22 protein-coding genes are annotated in these 16,759 nt (G+C 62.8%); 3 read left to right on the top strand and 19 right to left on the bottom strand.

Features of this window, described 5'->3' with window-relative positions; all coding sequences use genetic code 11:
• Positions 1-60 precede the first annotated feature (60 nt).
• The 6 genes from AC1D0N_RS01710 to gcvA form a co-directional block, all read right to left on the bottom strand.
• The gene (locus tag AC1D0N_RS01710; RefSeq protein ID WP_477240745.1) at positions 61-831 is read right to left on the bottom strand and encodes an L-iditol 2-dehydrogenase; all 771 of its coding nucleotides are present in this window, start codon (positions 829-831) and stop codon (positions 61-63) included.
• Entirely contained in the window at positions 828-1,832 is a 1,005-nt protein-coding gene (locus tag AC1D0N_RS01705; RefSeq protein WP_477240743.1) for an ABC transporter ATP-binding protein, read from the bottom strand. Before AC1D0N_RS01705 ends, AC1D0N_RS01710 begins: the two co-directional genes overlap by 4 nt.
• A 52-nt stretch (positions 1,833-1,884) precedes the next feature.
• Positions 1,885-2,709, bottom strand: a complete 825-nt coding sequence (locus AC1D0N_RS01700) for a carbohydrate ABC transporter permease (protein WP_477240741.1) — start codon at positions 2,707-2,709, stop codon at positions 1,885-1,887.
• A gap of 11 nt (positions 2,710-2,720) precedes the next feature.
• Positions 2,721-3,593 carry a carbohydrate ABC transporter permease gene (locus AC1D0N_RS01695; protein ID WP_477240739.1) on the bottom strand — a complete coding sequence of 291 codons (873 nt, stop codon included), beginning with the start codon at positions 3,591-3,593 and terminating at the stop codon, positions 2,721-2,723.
• Positions 3,594-3,733: 140 nt separating this feature from the next.
• Positions 3,734-5,044 carry an ABC transporter substrate-binding protein gene (locus tag AC1D0N_RS01690; RefSeq protein WP_477240737.1) on the bottom strand — a complete coding sequence of 437 codons (1,311 nt, stop codon included), beginning with the start codon at positions 5,042-5,044 and terminating at the stop codon, positions 3,734-3,736.
• A 720-nt stretch (positions 5,045-5,764) separates the two neighbouring features.
• Positions 5,765-6,673 carry a transcriptional regulator GcvA gene (gene gcvA / locus AC1D0N_RS01685; RefSeq protein WP_477240735.1) on the bottom strand — a complete coding sequence of 303 codons (909 nt, stop codon included), beginning with the start codon at positions 6,671-6,673 and terminating at the stop codon, positions 5,765-5,767.
• Positions 6,674-6,783: 110 nt separating this feature from the next.
• On the opposite strand from gcvA, the gene AC1D0N_RS01680 reads away from it, so the two are divergent.
• Entirely contained in the window at positions 6,784-6,969 is a 186-nt protein-coding gene (locus tag AC1D0N_RS01680) for a hypothetical protein (RefSeq protein ID WP_477240733.1), read from the top strand.
• Positions 6,970-6,991: 22 nt separating this feature from the next.
• On the opposite strand, the gene AC1D0N_RS01675 is transcribed toward AC1D0N_RS01680, so the two are convergent.
• Complete coding sequence (locus AC1D0N_RS01675) at positions 6,992-7,951, bottom strand: sugar-binding transcriptional regulator (RefSeq protein WP_477240731.1); 960 nt, start codon at positions 7,949-7,951, stop codon at positions 6,992-6,994.
• 213 nt (positions 7,952-8,164) lie between these two features.
• On the opposite strand from AC1D0N_RS01675, the gene AC1D0N_RS01670 reads away from it, so the two are divergent.
• Complete coding sequence (locus AC1D0N_RS01670) at positions 8,165-8,797, top strand: HAD family hydrolase (protein ID WP_477240729.1); 633 nt, start codon at positions 8,165-8,167, stop codon at positions 8,795-8,797.
• A 5-nt stretch (positions 8,798-8,802) separates the two neighbouring features.
• Here the strand turns inward: AC1D0N_RS01670 and AC1D0N_RS01665 are convergent, their stop codons facing one another.
• The 8 genes from AC1D0N_RS01665 to ureC all read right to left on the bottom strand — a co-directional run bounded on the left by AC1D0N_RS01665 (position 8,803) and on the right by ureC (position 15,046).
• Positions 8,803-9,570 carry a class II aldolase and adducin N-terminal domain-containing protein gene (locus tag AC1D0N_RS01665; protein WP_477240727.1) on the bottom strand — a complete coding sequence of 256 codons (768 nt, stop codon included), beginning with the start codon at positions 9,568-9,570 and terminating at the stop codon, positions 8,803-8,805.
• A gap of 100 nt (positions 9,571-9,670) precedes the next feature.
• Positions 9,671-10,303, bottom strand: coding sequence for an urease accessory protein UreG (ureG, locus tag AC1D0N_RS01660; RefSeq protein ID WP_477240725.1), 633 nt, complete (start codon positions 10,301-10,303; stop codon positions 9,671-9,673).
• Positions 10,300-10,740: a DUF3995 domain-containing protein gene (locus AC1D0N_RS01655; RefSeq protein WP_477240723.1), complete on the bottom strand. Its 441-nt coding sequence runs from the start codon at positions 10,738-10,740 to the stop codon at positions 10,300-10,302. Before AC1D0N_RS01655 ends, ureG begins: the two co-directional genes overlap by 4 nt.
• Positions 10,737-11,408 (bottom strand): urease accessory protein UreF, encoded by a 672-nt coding sequence (locus AC1D0N_RS01650; RefSeq protein ID WP_477240721.1) that lies wholly within the window; start codon positions 11,406-11,408, stop codon positions 10,737-10,739. Before AC1D0N_RS01650 ends, AC1D0N_RS01655 begins: the two co-directional genes overlap by 4 nt.
• Entirely contained in the window at positions 11,401-11,994 is a 594-nt protein-coding gene (gene ureE / locus AC1D0N_RS01645; RefSeq protein ID WP_477240719.1) for an urease accessory protein UreE, read from the bottom strand. Before ureE ends, AC1D0N_RS01650 begins: the two co-directional genes overlap by 8 nt.
• The gene (locus tag AC1D0N_RS01640; protein WP_477240717.1) at positions 11,991-12,596 is read right to left on the bottom strand and encodes a glutathione S-transferase family protein; all 606 of its coding nucleotides are present in this window, start codon (positions 12,594-12,596) and stop codon (positions 11,991-11,993) included. The genes ureE and AC1D0N_RS01640 overlap by 4 nt, the downstream gene beginning before the upstream one ends.
• 44 nt (positions 12,597-12,640) lie before the next feature.
• A complete protein-coding gene (locus AC1D0N_RS01635) occupies positions 12,641-13,234 on the bottom strand; it encodes a hypothetical protein (protein ID WP_477240715.1) in 594 nt (197 codons plus the stop codon).
• 99 nt (positions 13,235-13,333) lie between these two features.
• The gene (gene ureC, locus AC1D0N_RS01630) at positions 13,334-15,046 is read right to left on the bottom strand and encodes an urease subunit alpha (protein WP_477240713.1); all 1,713 of its coding nucleotides are present in this window, start codon (positions 15,044-15,046) and stop codon (positions 13,334-13,336) included.
• Positions 15,047-15,213: 167 nt separating this feature from the next.
• Between ureC and AC1D0N_RS01625 the strand changes: the two genes are divergently transcribed.
• A complete protein-coding gene (locus AC1D0N_RS01625; protein ID WP_477240711.1) occupies positions 15,214-15,591 on the top strand; it encodes a hypothetical protein in 378 nt (125 codons plus the stop codon).
• A gap of 74 nt (positions 15,592-15,665) precedes the next feature.
• Here AC1D0N_RS01625 and AC1D0N_RS01620 read toward each other — a convergent pair whose 3' ends face one another.
• Genes AC1D0N_RS01620 through AC1D0N_RS01605 form a run of 4 tightly spaced genes read right to left on the bottom strand, consistent with a single transcriptional unit; the run spans position 15,666 to position 16,750 of the window.
• On the bottom strand, positions 15,666-15,971 hold the full coding sequence (locus AC1D0N_RS01620) for an urease subunit beta (protein WP_477240709.1): 306 nt from the start codon (positions 15,969-15,971) through the stop codon (positions 15,666-15,668).
• A gap of 7 nt (positions 15,972-15,978) precedes the next feature.
• Entirely contained in the window at positions 15,979-16,134 is a 156-nt protein-coding gene (locus AC1D0N_RS01615) for a hypothetical protein (RefSeq protein WP_477240707.1), read from the bottom strand.
• A gap of 48 nt (positions 16,135-16,182) precedes the next feature.
• Entirely contained in the window at positions 16,183-16,437 is a 255-nt protein-coding gene (locus tag AC1D0N_RS01610) for a DUF1272 domain-containing protein (RefSeq protein WP_477240705.1), read from the bottom strand.
• A gap of 10 nt (positions 16,438-16,447) precedes the next feature.
• Positions 16,448-16,750, bottom strand: coding sequence for an urease subunit gamma (locus AC1D0N_RS01605; protein ID WP_023693076.1), 303 nt, complete (start codon positions 16,748-16,750; stop codon positions 16,448-16,450).
• Positions 16,751-16,759 lie beyond the last annotated feature (9 nt).

Below are 16,759 nucleotides of genomic sequence, written 5' to 3'. Positions count from 1 at the left end.
CCTGCGTGATCCCGGCCTCTTCTCCCCGTGGAGGGACGGGGAGAGGAGTGCCTTCGCCCCTCAACTCATCCACTGGCCGCCATCGACATTGTAGGTCTGGGCGACGATGTATTCAGCGTCATCGCTGGCCAGGAACACCGCCATGCCGGTCAGATCCTCCGGCTTACCCATGCGGCCGTAAGGCACGCCCTCGCCGACAAGCCGCTTCTTCTCGCCCTTTGGCCGGTTCTCGTACTTGGCGAACAGCGCATCGACCTCATCCCACATATCGCTGTCGACGACGCCGGGCGCGATGCCATTCACGTTGATGCGGTGCTTGATCAGGTCGAGCCCGGCTGACTGGGTAAGCGAAATCACGGCGGCCTTGGTGGCGCAGTAGACGGCGACCAGCGGCTCGCCGCGCCGTCCGGCCTGGCTCGCGATGTTGATGATCTTGCCGCCCTTGCCCCGTGCGATCATCGAACGTGCCGCGGCCTGCAGCATGAACAAAGTGCCGGCGACGTTGACCGAAAACAGTTTGTCGTAGCTCGCCTTTGATATCTCGACGATCGGCGCCAGATCGAACAGCGCAGCGTTGTTGATCAGTATGTCGAGGCCGCCGGTCTTTGTCTCCGCCGCCTTCACCGCCGCCTCGGTCGAGGCGAGGTCGCTGACATCGAGCCTGACTGCATAGGCCTTGGCGCCAATCTCGGCGGCTGTCTTTTCGGCAGCCGCCAGGTTGATATCGGCAATGGCGACGGTCGCACCTTCACGCACATAAGCTTCGGCGAAAGCTCTGCCGATGCCACGTGCCGATCCGGTGACCAGCGCCGATTTGCCTTTCAGCCTCACTGCGCCATCGCCTTTCCGTCGGCGCCGAAGCGATGCATCCTGGCCTTGTCGGGCGACAGATAGATAGTATCGCCGTGACGGACGGCCATTTCGCCGTCGGCACGCACCGTCAGCGGACCAACGCCATCGGCTTGCACATGCAGGAAGGTATCGGAGCCGAGATGTTCGGCGACACCGACGACGGCTTTCCAGTCGCCCGCCGTGGTCGAGATATTCATGTGCTCGGGACGGACGCCGATGGTCTTGGCGCCGTAGTTGGCGGCCGGCGCGCCTTCGATCAGGTTCATCTTCGGCGAACCGATGAAGCCGGCGACGAACAGGTTCTTCGGCGACTTGTAGAGTTCCATCGGCGAGCCGACCTGCTCGATGTTGCCGGCGTTGAGCACGACGATCTTGTCGGCCATGGTCATGGCCTCGATCTGGTCGTGGGTGACGTAGATCATCGTCGTCTTGAGCTGGTGGTGCAGCTCGCTGATCTCGAGACGCATTGTGCCGCGCAGCGCCGCGTCAAGGTTGGACAACGGCTCGTCGAACAGGAAGGCCGAGGGCTGGCGCACGATGGCGCGGCCGATGGCGACGCGCTGGCGCTGGCCGCCGGAGAGCTGGCCGGGGCGGCGTTCGAGATAGTTGGTGAGGTTCAGGACGCGCGCGGCGTCCTTCACCTTCTTGTCGATCGTCGCCACATCCTCGCCGGCCATCTTCAAGGGGAAGCCGATGTTCTTGGCCACCGTCATATGCGGGTAGAGCGCATAGGACTGGAACACCATGGCCAGCTTGCGCTTGGCCGGCGCCTCGCCGGTGACGTCGCGGCCATCGATGTTGATGGTGCCGCCGCTGGTGTCCTCGAGGCCGGCGATGAGGCGCAGCAGCGTGGACTTGCCGCAGCCCGATGGACCGACGAAGACGACGAACTCGCCATTCTCGATGACCAGGTCGAGGCCCGGAATGATGATCGTCGATCCGAAGTGCTTGGAGACGTTCTTGAGCGTGATGTTTCCCATGGTTTCCTCCCCCGAAGGGTTATTTCTCGTGGATTGCTTCAGGCAAGGTACGCTACTTCACGGCACCGAATGTCAGGCCGCGCACCAGCTGCTTCTGGCTGAACCAGCCCATGATCAGGATCGGCGCGATCGCCAGCGTCGAAGCTGCCGAAAGCTTGGCCCAGAACAGGCCTTGCGGGCTTGAGAAGGAACTGATGAAGGCCGTCAGCGGTGCTGCTTCGGTCGTGGTCAGGCGGATGGTCCAGAACGCTTCGTTCCACGCCAGGATGATGTTCAAGAGCATGGTCGAAGCAATGCCCGGCACCGCCATCGGGGTCAGCACATAGGCGATCTCGCCCCACAGCGTGGCGCCGTCCATGCGTGCCGCTTCGAGGATTTCGCCCGGGATCTCGCGGAAGTAGGTGTAGAGCATCCAGATCACGATCGGCAGGTTGATCAGCATCAGCATGACCATCAGACCGATGCGGCTGTCGAGCAGTCCGGTATCGCGGAAGATCAGATAGATTGGGAACAGCACGGCAACCGCCGGCATCATCTTGGTCGAGAGCATCCACATCAGGATGTCCTTGGTCCGCTTGCCCGGCGAGAAGGCCATCGACCACGCCGCCGGAACCGCAACGATCAGCGCCAGAATGGTCGAGCCGACCGAGAGCAGCACCGAGTTGAAGAAGAACTTGAAGTAGCCGCTCTGCGCCTGGACTTCGGTATAGCTCTCGAACGTCCCCGACGGGATCAGGGCAAAGCCCTGGATGGCCTCCTGCTCCGACTTGAACGAGGTGATGATCGTATAAAGGATCGGGAAGAAGATCAGCAGCGCGACGATCCAGGCGGCCGCGGTCGCAACGACCTTGTGTTGGGTGGTGACTGCACGTGCCATCGTATCCTCCCTTACTTGTCCAGGTTCTTGCCGACCGCGCGCATGGCGAAGAAGGCGACGATGTTGGCGAGAATGACGGCGATGACACCGCCGGCGGATGCCTGGCCGATTTTGAACTCCAGCAAGGCCTTCTGGTAGACGAGGAAGGGCAGGTTGGTGGAGGCATAGCCCGGGCCGCCATTGGTGGTGACCAGGATCTCGGCATAGACCGACAGAAGGAAGATCGTCTGGATCAGGATGACGACGGTGATGGCGCGCGACATGTGCGGCAGCGTCAAATAGATGAAGCGGCTGACGAAGCCGGCGCCGTCCATCTCGGCGGCTTCCTTCTGTTCGCCGTCAAGCGACTGCAGGGCGGTCAACAGGATCAGCGTCGCAAATGGCAGCCACTGCCAGGCGACGATGATGATGATGGCCAGCATCGGATGCTGCCCGAACCAGTCGATCGGCTGCCCACCAAAGAAGCGCGCTATGTCGGCAAAGACGCCGTATTGCGGATGCATGATCATGTTCTTCCAGACCAGTGCCGCCACCGGCGGCATGACGAAGAACGGCGAGATGACGAGGATGCGTACGATGCCTTGTCCCCACATCGGCTGATCGATCAGCAACGCCAGCAGGATGCCGCCGATCACCGTGATCAGAAGCACGCTACCGACGAGGACAAGTGTGTTGAGGATCGACTGCAGGAAGGCCGGGTTGGAATAGAACAGCGCGTAGTTCGAGAAGCCGACGAACCCATCGCGGATCGGGTTGAGCGGATTGTACTGCTGGAAGGAGAACCACAAGGTGATGACCAGCGGCACAATCATCCAGACGAACAGCAGCACCACGGATGGCGCCATCATGAAGCGGGCAAGCGAACGGGTCTGCTGAGTAGCCATGACGGTCACCCTCCAAAGGTCAGTCAGATTTTCAGAGTTGTGCCACAATTCCTGGGATTGTGAAGGCGGCCGCCCGAACTGGGATTCGGGCGGCCGTTGCCGGTCATGATCGACGACCGGCATTCGGCACCGGGAGGAGCCTACTTGATATAACCGCCCTCGGTCATCGTTGCCGTGGCAGCGTCCTGAGCCTGCTTCAGGGCATCGTCGACGCTCGACTGGCCGGCAAGTGCCGCGGAGAAGAGCTGGCCGACGGTGGTGCCGAGACCCTGGAACTCAGGGATCGCGACGAACTGGACGCCGACATAAGGCACCGGCTTGACGGTCGGATGCGTCGGATCGGCCGCGTTGATCGAGTCCAGCGTCATCTTGGCGAAAGGCGCCGCCTTCTGGTACTCGGCGTTGGCGTAGAGCGAGGAGCGCGTGCCCGGAGGAACATTGGCCCAGCCTTCCTTCGAAGCGACGAGTTCGGCATAGTGCTTGCTGGTTGCCCAGGAGACGAACTTCTGTGCCGCATCAGCCTTCTGCGTGCCGGCGGGGATGGCCAGCGACCAGGCCCACAGCCAGTTGCCGCGCTTACCGAGACCATTGTCGGGAGCGAGCGCGTAACCGACCTTGTCGGCGACGGTGGAGGCCTTCGGGTCAGAGACGAAAGACGCCGCGACCGTGGCATCGATCCACATGCCGCACTTGCCCTGCTGGAACAGCGCCAGGTTTTCGTTGAAGCCGTTGGATGATGCGCCCTCGGGGCCGTCGGCCTTCATCAGGTCGACATAGAACTGCAGCGTGCTCTTCCACTCGGGCTGATCGAACTGCGGCTTCCAGTTCTCATCGAACCAGCGGGCGCCGAAGGAGTTCGACATGGCGGTTAGGAAGGCCATGTTCTCGCCCCAGCCGGCCTTGCCGCGCAGGCAGACGCCGTTCACGCCATTGGCGCGGTCGGTCATCTTGTCGGCGGCCTGCTTGATGAAGTCCCAGGTCGGCGCGTCGGGCATGGTCAGCCCTGCCTTCTCCATCAGGTCCTTGCGGTACATGACGAACGAGCTTTCGCCGTAGAACGGTGCTGCATAGAGCTTGCCGTCGACCGAAAGACCACCGGCGATGGCGGGAATGATGTCCTTGGCGTCGTAGTCGTCGCCGAGCTTGTCGAGCGGCAGCAGCCAGCTCTGCTTGGCCCAGATCGGAACCTCATAGGTGCCGATGGTCATCACGTCATACTGGCCACCCTTGGTGGCGATGTCGGTGGTGACGCGCTCGCGCAGCACGTTCTCTTCGAGCGTGACCCAGTTGAGCGTGATGTCGGGGTTCGCCTTGGTGAAGTCGTCCGTCAGCTTCTGCATGCGGACCATATCGCCATTGTTGACGGTGGCGATGGTGATGGATTCGGCGTGAGCGGCGAACGCAAGGGCGCTGGCCGACAACAAGCCCAGTGTGAGCGTGCGAAGTTTCATCAAATTCCTCCCATAAACCAAGATGAGCATTTGCCTTGGTGGTGAGCAATTACTCACTTGCCGTTAATTATGTCAAGCCAGATTCGATGCTGCAGCGCAGCACGAGGGATGTCGCGCGGCATGCAACGCGTGGCGAATTGCGGTGTTTTGAAAACGGGTTCGAAACCGGCCGTAAATCGAAACGACAGAGGTTCGGCCGATCGCCCTTCTGTGAACTGGCGAAGGATGGCGGGCCTATGTCGACCGGCTATCGCGGCCTATCGCCAGCAGCTTGTCTGGTCAACCGTGAGCCGGATATCGTCCGACGCAATACTGGAAAACGTCGCCATCGCGGCTTTGCCTGGCTCGAGTCAAGATTTCCGTCACCCTGATCCAGTCGGATTCATCTTTTCGCAGTGTAACTTCCCGACGGATTGCCAGAGCAGCAGCTTGAAACGGGGTAAATGCTTCGATCATATGTGTCATGCGCACAGCGCAGTCTTCCATTTCTTCGACACGATAAGCTTTCATCGGCCCAGACAATCTCACTGATCAACGGCATTTTACTGCGCCGATTGATCCAACTTGATTGAGTCGCAACAAGTGCGGGGCTGGCCAAACAGATGATGTCGACAGTGTTTTTCAGGGTGATGGTTAACTGAGCGCTTACTATTGGTTAACCATGCGCAAGGACGGGGTCGTAGAAGCCTCGCGCATGGCGACAGGCATCTTCCGCTTCGCCTACGGGCAAGCGATCTCGGCCAGCACCCAATCGCGAAAGGCGCGGATCTTCGGCACGTTGCGGCGCGCTTCGGGATAGACCAGCCAGTAGGCGTGACCGTCATCGCCGACGAGGTCGAAGGGCTGGATGAGGCGGCCATCGGCAAGTTCGGTCTTGAACAGCGCCCTGGTCAGGATGGCCACGCCCTGGCCGGCGATGGCCGCATTGGCCTCGTAGGCTTGCGCACCCATGCTCGAGCCGGGGCGCGTGGCAAGATCGTGGGATTGTACACCGGCAGCCGCGAACCAGTCCCTCCACCAGATATCGCCGGGATCGAGAATGGGCAGGCGCAACAGATCGGCCGGCTCGTTGACGCCGCCGATGCTGGCAGCCAGTTTAGGGCTGAGCATCGGCGTGAAGTCGGCATCAAGAAGCTTGTGCACCTCCATGCCCGGCCAGTTGCCGCCGCCCGAGCGGATGGCGATGTCGATGTCCTCGCGGGCGAAATCGACGATGCGGTTCGACGTGTCGAGGCGAACGGCCAGCGCCGGATGCGCGAGCTGGAACGAGCCAAGATGCTGCGCCAGCCAGTTCGAGGCAAAGGTCAGCAGCGTCGAGACGCAGAGCAGGCCGTCTGCCCCGGTGCGCGCGGCGGAGTAGGCTCCGCTCAGCAGCGCGAACGCCTCGCTGACCGCCGGCGCCAGGCGTTGGCCGGCCTCGGTCAGCACGATCTGCTTTGGCCGGCGCAGGAACAGCGGCCCGCCGACGCGCTCTTCCAGAAGCTTGATCTGATAGCTCGCCGCCGCCTGCGTCATGCCGAGCTCATCTGCGGCCTTGGTGAAGGAAAGATGCCGCGCCACCGCTTCGAACACCCTGACAGCCTGCAGCGGCGGGAGCTGGGAAATCTGTCGTGCCTCAAGATTCGGCATAAGCCCTCCTTATGGGCCGTGATCGACGTTTGATTGGAAGCGAGGGCCGATCCCGCCGATATCTGGGGTCGACGATCAATCTCGTCTAGACATAGCGGAGGCTGACGATCATGACCACGGTACAGGGAAAACTGATCTTAACTCCAGGCCACAGCTGGTTTTCACGGCTGGCGCTTGGATTTGCCCGGAAAATGGCCCGCAGACAGGCCCATCTAGACATCAGGGAACTGCCGCCGCATCTGCAGCGCGACATGGGTTTTCTGGACGGCAACGATCCTTGCGGGCGGCGCCAATAGCCTTATTCAACTTATCGAGAAATCACCCGGCGGCGAGCAGCGCGGCGGCGGTCCGCTCATCGGTGATCAGGCCGTTGACCAGCCGCCGGTTCACCGCCGCAAGGATGCCAGGCAGCTTGCGCTCACCCATGGCGAGCGCGATGACCAGCGACTTTTCGCGCGACGGCAGCGACGCCGACGACACACGGTCGTTGGTGATGCCGTCGATCATGCGGCCGTCGCGGTCGAACACCCAGCCGACGATTTCGGCGACGCCGCCTGCCTTTTGCAGCGCCTTCAATTCAGCTTCCGAAATGAAGCCGTCCTCGTAGAGCGGTGCCTTGGGGCCGAGGTCGCCGATACCGACAAAGGTGACGTCGGCCTCTGCCGCCAGCGCCAGCGTCGGCTGGATCATCGGCTGGTTGAGCAGCATTTCGCGCTCTTCCGGAGAGGAGGCGATGACCGGCAGCGGCATCGGGAAGGAGCGCGCCTTGACCCTGTCGGCCATGGTGAAGATGACGTTGTAGAAAGCGGCCGAACCGTCGGGCGAGATGTTGCCGGTCAGCGACACCACCTTGTGCTGCGGACATTCCATCGGCGGCAGCTGCTCAATCGCCGCCTTCAGCGTACGGCCGGTGCCGATAGCCATGACGATCGGGGTCGGCGACCTTAGCCGCCGTTCGATCTCGGCGGCCGCCGCCTCGGCGATGCCGATGACGGTGGAGGACGACGCCGGATCGCTCGGCACCACTTCGACCAGATCCAGCGCGAAACGCGATTTCAGCCGTGCCGCGAGGTCGAGGCAGTTGGCGATCGGGTGATCGACGCGGACCTTGATCAGCCCCTCGGACACCGCCAGCGAGACGAGCCGCTGCGCCGTCTGCCTGGAAATGCCGAGCGTGGACGCAATCTGGTCCTGCGTGTTGCCGGCAACATAGTAAAGCCAGCCGGCACGCGCCGCGTCGTCCAGCCTGTTGCTGCCGCCATCCTGCCGGGAATTCACCGTCCTGCCTCCCATGCCCGCCAAGCATCAAGGCGGAACGCTATAGTCTTGCAGGGAATGCGCTCGCGCGCAATTGTCTATCACAAGGGCAATTGCTTGCGGTCTTGGAACGTCGGCGATGCGACAACCGCCCAATCGGCATCGCCGATGACAGGCTCAAAGGTTTATCTCCTGCCACAAACGCTTTAAGGGGATCGAAAAAGGGATTCTAGCATGACGCCGAAAGCGGTTTTCTGGGACATGGACGGCACGCTGGTCGACAGCGAGCCGCTGCACGAGGCGGCGCTGGTGGCAGCGTTGCACAGCGTCGGCATCGCGCCGCCGGCCAATTTGCATGAGCGGGTGCTGGGTGTTGCCGCATGGCCGGTCTACGAGATGCTGCGCGACGACTTTGGCCTCGACCTGCCGTTCGACGACTGGATCGTGCGCAAATACGATCACTATTTGCCGATGGCCGAAACGCTGAAGCCGCGCCCCGGCGCGATCGAGGTGTTCAACGAATTGCGGGCGCTTGGCGTGGCGCAAGCGGTGGTGTCGAATTCCGACCGGCTGATCGTCGACGCCAATCTGCGCGCCGTCGGTCTCATCTATCCCGGCATGAAGACCATCAGCCGCAACGACGTGCATGAAGGCAAGCCGCATCCCGAGCCCTTCCTGCGCGCCGCCTGGCTGGCCGGCGTCGATCCTGCCGACGCCGTCGCGGTCGATGACAGTCGCACCGGCGCCATGGCCGGGCTGGCGGCAGGGATGCGGACGATCTTCTGGCCGGAAGCGCCGATGGCAGGGCCGCCCGGGGCTATCGTCGTCAACAGCGCCGAGGAATTGCGTAGGGAATTCGGGCTTTAGAAAGATCAGTTCCGGTAGACCGGTTCCTGTTCGTCGAGGATCGCCTTCAGTTCGCTGAGGTGGCGTTCGGCCTGACCCGGATAATCTTCCTGCTCGAGTGCTGCCTTCTCGGCGATCTCGTCGGAGAGCACACGCAGCGGACGGCCTGTCCACAGCGCCTTGATGTAGGTTTCGGCGGCGCGTTCGAAATAGAACATGCGGTTGAAGGTGTCGGCGACGCTGTCGCCGATGATCAGAACGCCATGATTGCCCATGACCATCACCTTGACCTTGGGATCGACGAGAAGCTGCGAGCAGCGTTCGCCCTCTTCCTCGAAGGCCAGCCCGCCATAGTGCCCGTCGACGACGTGACGGTTGAAGAAGATCGCCGAGTTCTGGTCGATCGGCGGTAGCGTCGAATCGGCGAGCGAGGCGAGCACGGTGGCGTGAACCGAATGCACATGCATGACGCAGCGCGCATGACGCACATTGCGATGGATGGCGCCATGCAGGCCCCATGCCGTCGGATCGGGTGCATTGGGGCCGGAGAGCGTGTCGGGATCGTTGGCGTCGATCAAAAGCAGGTCGCTCGCCTTGATGCGCGAGAAATGCACCTGGTTGGGGTTCATCAGGAATTTGGTGCCGTCATCGTTGACCGCCAGCGAGAAATGATTGGCCACCGCCTCGTGCATGTTGAGCCGCGCCGTCCAGCGGAAGGCGGCGGCGAGATCGACGCGCTCCTCGTAGAAGGGCAGGTTGGTCCGCGTTTCCTTCTGCAGCCGGGCGATGCTCATCGACAAAACTCCGTGAAAGAAACAAGGATGCCGCGCAGCCGACAGGCGCGCAACCGGTTTCGTTTGGTGCAGACCAACTCCATCCGCGCCGCTAGATGTGTCAGGCGGCCGACCGCGCAGCCCTCAGCCCGCCATGCTCGACGATGAAGTCGATCACTTCCTGCAACCCCTTGCCGCGCGACAGGTCGGTAAAGCCGAAGGGGCGCTTGCCGCGCATGCGGCCGGCATCGCTCTCCATGACATCGAGATTGACATTCACATAGGGCGCCAGATCGCTCTTGTTGATAACGAGGAAGTCGGAACGGGTGATGGCAGGCCCGCCCTTCCTTGGGATTTCCTCGCCCTGGCAGACCGAGATGACATAGAGCGTCAGGTCGGCGAGATCGGGCGAGAAGGTCGCCGCGAGATTGTCGCCGCCGGATTCGATGAAGACGATGTCGAGGTCGGGGAATTTCCTGTTCATCTCGGCGATCGCCTGCAGGTTGATCGAGGTATCCTCGCGGATGGCGGTGTGCGGACAGCCACCGGTCTCGACACCCATGATGCGATCCTCGGGCAGCGCCTGCAGCCTGGCCAGCATCATGGCGTCTTCCTTGGTGTAGATGTCGTTGGTGACGACGGCGATGGAGAACTCGTCGCGCAGCGCCTTGCAGAGCTTCTCGGTCAGCGTCGTCTTGCCGGAACCGACAGGGCCGCCAATGCCGATACGCAGAGGGCCGTTGGCTTGTGTCATGTGGGGAACTCCGTGATGGCAAGAATGGCAAAGCCGAGCCCGATCAACAGGCACAGCGGCGAATAATAGCGCAGGTCGAGCCGCGCGAAAGGCTGTTCCGGCGCCAACCGGCGCCACCAGGGCGTGAAGCCGGCAATGCCGCGCCCGAGGAACACCAGAGCGATGAGCAGCGATGTGGCGGCGAGCCCGGCCTTGGGAAAGGGCGAAGCAAACACGCCTTCCAGCGCCAGCGGCCACAGAGTGGCCAAGGCCAGACAGGCCGCAACCGCGAACGAGGCGAAAGGCGTCGGCATCTCGTTGACGCAGCGAAAGCCGACCACGGCCCGGGCGCAGGAGGCAGCGTCCCTGCCCGGCCAGATGCCGCCGATGCCCCAATAGACATGCAGCGCGGTGATCGGCAGCAGGACGAAGGACAGTGCGAAGGCGAGGACGATCATGAACGGAACAGCCTGGAGTATTGGGTTTCGTGCTTCATCGCCATGATGTCCGAGATAAAGGCGCAGCCGCCGAGATCGTCAAGCGTCGAGCGCGCCGCGCGATCGGCCGTCGCCAATGCTAGCGGTTCGAAGCCGGCGAGCAGCGCGGTGGCGCCGGTCTGGCCGACGACGCCGAGCCTGATGGCAGCCTGTACGAGGTTGGAGAAGAAGCTCTGCAGGAATGCCGACAGCGCGTCCTGCAGGGCAATGGCGTTGCCGCCGGCAACGGCGCCGACGGCGACGCAATAGGCGCATTCCTCGGGCAGGCGCTGCAGCACAGGATTTGGCCAGGCCGATGCCGCCTTGAGAAAGGCGGCACCCTGCAGCATGGTCTCCGAATGGCGCTCGCGCGATCCGGCCAAAGCCTCGGCGAGCCCGGCAATTTCGTCGAAATCGCCGCCTTCGCGGGCGCGCCGCCAGCTTTCGGCAAACAGCACGGCGTCGTTCCAGCCCGAACCCATCTCGACCAGCGTTTCCAGCCATGCGGCGAGGCTTTCGCCGTCCGATACCGCCCCGTCATGCACGGCGCGCTCAAGACCGTGGCTGTAGGAGAAGCCGCCAACCGGGAAGGACGGCGACAGCCACGCCATCAGCCGCAACAAACCGATGTTGGAGGGCTGGTCAATCATGGTCGTGGTGATGGCCGGAATGGGAATGCGAATCGCCGTGCGCGTGGGAATGCGCCTCGGCGTGGCTGTGCGCGTGCGCCTCGGCGTGCGAATGGCCGTGATCATGGCCATGCCCACCTTGGGCAGAATAAGCGCCGCGCACCGGCTTGAACGGTTCGGAGACGTCCTCGACCGTGGCGCCCAGCCCCTCCAGCATCGCCTTGATGACATGATCGCGCAGGATGAGGATGCGCCCCGCTTCGATGCTGGCGGCGAGATGGCGGTTGCCAATATGCCAGGCGAGCTCGGACAGATGCACGGCGTCACGGGCGCGGATGTCGTAGAGTGGCTCCTCTGCCGCCACGATCTCGACATGACGGCCGTCCTCCAGCACCAGCCGGTCGCCGTCGTTCAGGGCCACCGCCTCAGGCAGGTCGACCAGCACCTTGCTGCCGTCGGCAAGCTCAATGGCGCGGCGGCGCAGATGCCGCTCGTCATGGGCAAGCACGGCGCGACCGTAAAGCGTTGTCGCTCCCGCCTCGTCGGCTGACAGCACCGAGATGGCACGCGGGAACTTGGTGAAGTCGGTGTTTATGTTGAGTTTCATCTCATGGCTCCACCATTGGCCTGCGCGCGGGTCCGGGCGGGACGCGCCAGCAGGCGGTCGAAATAGGCGCTGACGCGGTCGGATTCGATCGGGAATCTTCCAGCGCGGGCCCAGCTGCCCATATCGCCAAGCAGCACGTCGACGGCTGAAAACCTGTCGCCCAGCGCGAAGGGCTTGTCGCCAAGCCGGCGGTCGAGTGCCTTGACCTCCGTGGCGAAGTCATGCGCCGCGGCAGGGCCGACATCGACCCGCATTTCCTTCGGCAAGAGAAAGCGGTGGCGCACTTTGTTCCACAGCGGCGCTTCGAATTCCGATTGGGCAAAGTGCATCCACGAATCCATTTCGGCGCGGCCGGCAACACCGGGATTGGCGCCCATGCCCTTGTCCGCATGCTTGTCCGCGAGATAGACGCAGATCGCCGCCGAATCCGTCACCTTCAGCTCGCCGTCGATCAGGATCGGCACCTTGCCCGACGGGTTGAGCGCATAGGCTTCCGGTGAGCGCAGTCTGACCTCGACGAATTCATAGGGCTGCCCGAGTTCCTCGAGCATCCAGAGAACACGGCTGACCCGGGATCCGCGCGATCCGACGGCTTTGTACATGGTGAAACCTGCCTTTCCCGAGAAGCCTAGTCCATCCGCTGCGGTCATACGATCGTGTCGAAGAGCCGCAGGATGAACGATACCTGATAGATCAGCGTGCCGGCGATGAAGACGATGTGAAAGCGGCGATCGCGGACCAGGATGGCGACGATGCAAAGCGCGAAGAAGACCGGCGTGCGGATCAGGTACTCGTTGCCGAAATGGGCGAAATGCTCCGGCCCCTTGAGCAGCGTGTCGACCACGTCGAGCAGATAGGTTGCGCCCAACAGGCCAAAAAACCAGGCGCGGCGCGAATAGAAGAAATCCTCGTAGCTGGTGTAGTCCAGCATCGAATCCGGAAACAGCAGCGCGCACAGCAAAAACAGCGTGATGGCGTAGAAAATGAGGAACAAATATTTGCCGAAGGTCCAGTTTTCGATGGCGTAGAGGCCGAACTCCCACCACCAGAAATGCACCAACATCAACAGCACCGAGGCGACCCAGGCGAGATGCACGGGATAGAGCTTGTACTGGCCGGGATGCTGGACGATGCGGGCCAGCCCCGACAAAAGGCGCGTTACGCCGAGGCCGATCACCATGCCCATGACGATGCGGATGTGCGGGAAGATGTCGTGGGCGGATGCTATTTCGGTGGCCATGCCCGATCACAATGCGGCTCTTGGTAGGCCGCATATTGCGGCCGCCAGCCACCAGCCGCAACGGATTTTGCATCGGTCGGCGCGATCGCCAGCCTCGCGTCAGAACAGAAAATACCTCTGTGCCATCGGCAGCACCGTCGCCGGCTCGCAGGTCAAGAGTTCGCCGTCTGCCCGCACTTCGTAGGTTTCGGGGTCGACCTCGACATGCGGCGTGGCATCGTTGAGCACCATCGAATGCTTGCCGATGCCGCCACGGGTGTTTTCGACCGCGACGAACTGCTTGTCGACACCAAGCCTGCCATGCAGGCCTGATTCGAGCGCCGCCTTCGAAACAAAAGTCACCGACGAATTGGTGCGCGCCTTGCCATAGGCGCCGAACATCGGCCGGTAGTGCATCGGCTGCGGCGTCGGGATCGAGGCGTTGGGGTCGCCCATGGGTGCTGCGGCAATCATGCCGCCGAGCAGCACCATGTCCGGCTTGACGCCGAAGAAGGCCGGGTTCCATAGCACCAGATCGGCGCGTTTTCCCACCGCGATCGAGCCGATGTCCTTCGACAGGCCGTGCGCAATGGCCGGGTTGATGGTGTATTTGGCGATGTAGCGGCGGACGCGGAAATTGTCATTGTTGCCGGTCTCCTGCGGCAGCGAGCCGCGTTGGCGCTTCATCTTGTCGGCGGTCTGCCAAGTGCGGATCGCGACCTCGCCGACGCGGCCCATGGCTTGCGAGTCCGAGGAGATGATAGAGAAAGCACCGATGTCGTGCAAAATGTCTTCGGCGGCGATGGTTTCCTTGCGGATGCGGCTTTCGGCAAAGGCGATGTCCTCGGGGATCGACGGCGACAGATGATGGCAGACCATCAGCATGTCGAGATGCTCGGCCAGCGTGTTGAAGGTGTAGGGCCTTGTCGGGTTGGTCGAGGACGGGATGACGTTGGGCAGGCCGCAGACCTTGATGATGTCTGGCGCGTGGCCGCCGCCGGCGCCTTCGGTGTGGAAGGCGTGGATGGTGCGGCCCTTGATGGCGGCGACGGTGTTTTCGACAAAGCCGGACTCGTTCAGCGTGTCGGTGTGGATCATCACCTGCACGTCGTAATCGTCGGCGACTGACAGGCAGCAGTCGATGGCCGCCGGCGTCGTGCCCCAGTCCTCGTGCAGCTTCAGCGAACAGGCGCCGCCGAGCACCATTTCCTCAAGTGCTGCTGGCAAGGACGCGTTGCCCTTGCCCGACAGGCCGATGTTCATCGGGAAGGCGTCAAAAGACTGGATCATGCGGGCCATGTGCCACGGCCCCGGCGTGCAGGTCGTCGCCAGCGTGCCATGCGCCGGGCCGGTGCCGCCGCCGAGCATGGTGGTGATGCCTGACATCAGCGCTTCCTCGATCTGCTGCGGGCAGATGAAATGGATGTGCGCGTCGAAGCCGCCTGATGTGAGGATCTTGCCCTCACCGGCGATGATTTCCGTACCGGGGCCGATGATGATGGTGACGCCGTTTTGCGTATCCGGGTTGCCGGCCTTGCCTATTGCCGCGATGCGGCCGTCCTTAAGGCCGATATCGGCCTTGAAGATGCCGGCGCTGGCATCGACGACCAGCGCATTGGTGATGACGGTGTCGACGGCGCCGCCGGCGCGCGACACCTGACTCTGGCCCATGCCATCGCGGATGACCTTGCCGCCGCCGAATTTGACCTCCTCGCCATGGATGGTGAGGTCCTTCTCGACCTCTATGAACAATTCGGTGTCGGCAAGCCGCACTCTGTCACCGACGGTCGGGCCATACATCTGCGCATAGGCGGCGCGGGTAATTCTAGCCATCAGAACTTGCTCCTGAAATACGGTCTGGCCGCAGCCGAACTCCACATGGTCGCCATCCTATGGTCATGCAATGACCCGCTGGGCGACACCTTCTGATCCAATTTGCCGGTTGAGGTGGGCGAGCCACCCAAAAACGACCGTTTGCCAAACGATGGAAAGGAAAATCCATGCGCAAGACGATACTTATTACAGCCACCGCCACCCTGATGCTGGCGAGCGCCGCCAGCGCCCAGCAACAGCCCGCGCAGCAACAACCGCCGGCTTCGGCCGCCCCCACGGCGCCCGGCACTCCGCCGGCAGCGCCGGCGATTCAGAGCATCAGCATCGTCGATATCAAGGAACTGCCTGAGGCTACACAGGCGAAGGTCAACGAAGTGATCGCCAAGCGCGGCGACGGCGACCTGCAGAAGCTGCGCGGCTCGATCGACGCCACGCCACAGGTCAAGTCGGCGCTCGAAGCCAAGGGGCTTACGTCGGCGCAGGTGATTGCCGCCAGCATGAACCCCAATGGCGCGTTGACCTTGATCACCAAGAAAGCGAGCTGACGATACGTTGCGGCGGACTGGCATCCGGTCCGTCCGCCGCATCAAAGGGCCGACAACACTCGACGCCGTCGAACTCACAGCTTGCCCATGATCTTCTGCTGAAACCCGTAGACCTCGCGTTTTCCCCCGAGCGGCACCAGCGTGACGTCGCGCTCCTGGCCCGGCTCGAAGCGCATGGCGGTGCCGGCGGCGATGTCGAGGCGCATGCCCCGCGCTCTGTCGCGATCGAACTTCAGACCCTCATTGGTCTCGAAGAAGTGGTAGTGGCTGCCGACCTGGATCGGCCGGTCGCCGCTGTTGGCGATTTTCAGCGACAGCGTCGGCAGGCCCTTGTTCAGTTCGATATCGCCGCCTGCGGTGATGATTTCGCCCGGGATCATCAGAACCTCACAACACGCCGAAGACGAGGCCGACGCCGACCACCGCGCAAGCGGCACCGGCAGCGCGAGCAAGGCCACGGAATCTGACGCCGAGGCCGAGGCCGACGGCATGCAGCATGGCGGTGGCGAGCAGCAGGATCGCCGAGAGGGCGATGCTTTTCATCGGAGCTGATATCATCGACGTGCCTTCCGTTTCAAAATCGTCGTCAGTTCAAGCGGCCTTGCGGGGGCCGCAGCCTTCGGCCTTGAGAACGCGTTTGGTCGACGCCGGATATTTCTTCAGCATCGCGGCCGGCCGGATCGGGCGCATGGAAAAATTGCCGCCGCAATTCGGGCAGGTGCCGCCCAGCACATTCTCAGCGCAATCAACGCAAAAGGTGCATTCGAAGGTGCAGATCAGCGCGTCCGTCGCCTCGGGCGGCAGGTCCTTGTCACAGCATTCGCAGTTGGGACGCAGTTCCAGCATGTTCGCCTCCTCACCTGATGGGTTCGTGCACGGTGACCAGCTTGGTGCCGTCGGGAAATGTCGCCTCGACCTGCACGTCGTGGATCATCTCGGCGATGCCTTCCATCACCTGCGCCCGGGTGACGACATGGGCGCCGGCCTCCATCAGTTCGGCCACCGGGCGGCCGTCGCGGGCACCCTCGACGACGAAGTCGGTGATCAGCGCGATCGCTTCCGGGTGGTTGAGCTTGACGCCGCGCTCCAGCCGCTTGCGGGCCACGATCGCCGCCATGGCGATCAGCAGCTTGTCCTTTTCCCTCGGCGTCAGGTTCATGCGTCGTTC

This window comes from Mesorhizobium sp. P2_E10 (genome assembly GCF_056404235.1).
This window is presented reverse-complemented; position numbering and strand designations above follow the sequence as displayed.

Coding starts and splice junctions, on each gene's coding strand:
- AC1D0N_RS01705 (WP_477240743.1), bottom strand. CDS start 1,832: ATGGGAAACATCACGCTCAAGAACGTCTCCAAGCACTTCGGATCGACG.
- AC1D0N_RS01700 (WP_477240741.1), bottom strand. CDS start 2,709: ATGGCACGTGCAGTCACCACCCAACACAAGGTCGTTGCGACCGCGGCC.
- AC1D0N_RS01695 (WP_477240739.1), bottom strand. CDS start 3,593: ATGGCTACTCAGCAGACCCGTTCGCTTGCCCGCTTCATGATGGCGCCA.
- AC1D0N_RS01690 (WP_477240737.1), bottom strand. CDS start 5,044: ATGAAACTTCGCACGCTCACACTGGGCTTGTTGTCGGCCAGCGCCCTT.
- gcvA (WP_477240735.1), bottom strand. CDS start 6,673: ATGCCGAATCTTGAGGCACGACAGATTTCCCAGCTCCCGCCGCTGCAG.
- AC1D0N_RS01680 (WP_477240733.1), top strand. CDS start 6,784: ATGACCACGGTACAGGGAAAACTGATCTTAACTCCAGGCCACAGCTGG.
- AC1D0N_RS01670 (WP_477240729.1), top strand. CDS start 8,165: ATGACGCCGAAAGCGGTTTTCTGGGACATGGACGGCACGCTGGTCGAC.
- AC1D0N_RS01665 (WP_477240727.1), bottom strand. CDS start 9,570: ATGAGCATCGCCCGGCTGCAGAAGGAAACGCGGACCAACCTGCCCTTC.
- ureG (WP_477240725.1), bottom strand. CDS start 10,303: ATGACACAAGCCAACGGCCCTCTGCGTATCGGCATTGGCGGCCCTGTC.
- AC1D0N_RS01655 (WP_477240723.1), bottom strand. CDS start 10,740: ATGATCGTCCTCGCCTTCGCACTGTCCTTCGTCCTGCTGCCGATCACC.
- AC1D0N_RS01650 (WP_477240721.1), bottom strand. CDS start 11,408: ATGATTGACCAGCCCTCCAACATCGGTTTGTTGCGGCTGATGGCGTGG.
- ureE (WP_477240719.1), bottom strand. CDS start 11,994: ATGAAACTCAACATAAACACCGACTTCACCAAGTTCCCGCGTGCCATC.
- AC1D0N_RS01640 (WP_477240717.1), bottom strand. CDS start 12,596: ATGTACAAAGCCGTCGGATCGCGCGGATCCCGGGTCAGCCGTGTTCTC.
- AC1D0N_RS01635 (WP_477240715.1), bottom strand. CDS start 13,234: ATGGCCACCGAAATAGCATCCGCCCACGACATCTTCCCGCACATCCGC.
- ureC (WP_477240713.1), bottom strand. CDS start 15,046: ATGGCTAGAATTACCCGCGCCGCCTATGCGCAGATGTATGGCCCGACC.
- AC1D0N_RS01625 (WP_477240711.1), top strand. CDS start 15,214: ATGCGCAAGACGATACTTATTACAGCCACCGCCACCCTGATGCTGGCG.
- AC1D0N_RS01620 (WP_477240709.1), bottom strand. CDS start 15,971: ATGATCCCGGGCGAAATCATCACCGCAGGCGGCGATATCGAACTGAAC.
- AC1D0N_RS01615 (WP_477240707.1), bottom strand. CDS start 16,134: ATGAAAAGCATCGCCCTCTCGGCGATCCTGCTGCTCGCCACCGCCATG.
- AC1D0N_RS01610 (WP_477240705.1), bottom strand. CDS start 16,437: ATGCTGGAACTGCGTCCCAACTGCGAATGCTGTGACAAGGACCTGCCG.
- AC1D0N_RS01605 (WP_023693076.1), bottom strand. CDS start 16,750: ATGAACCTGACGCCGAGGGAAAAGGACAAGCTGCTGATCGCCATGGCG.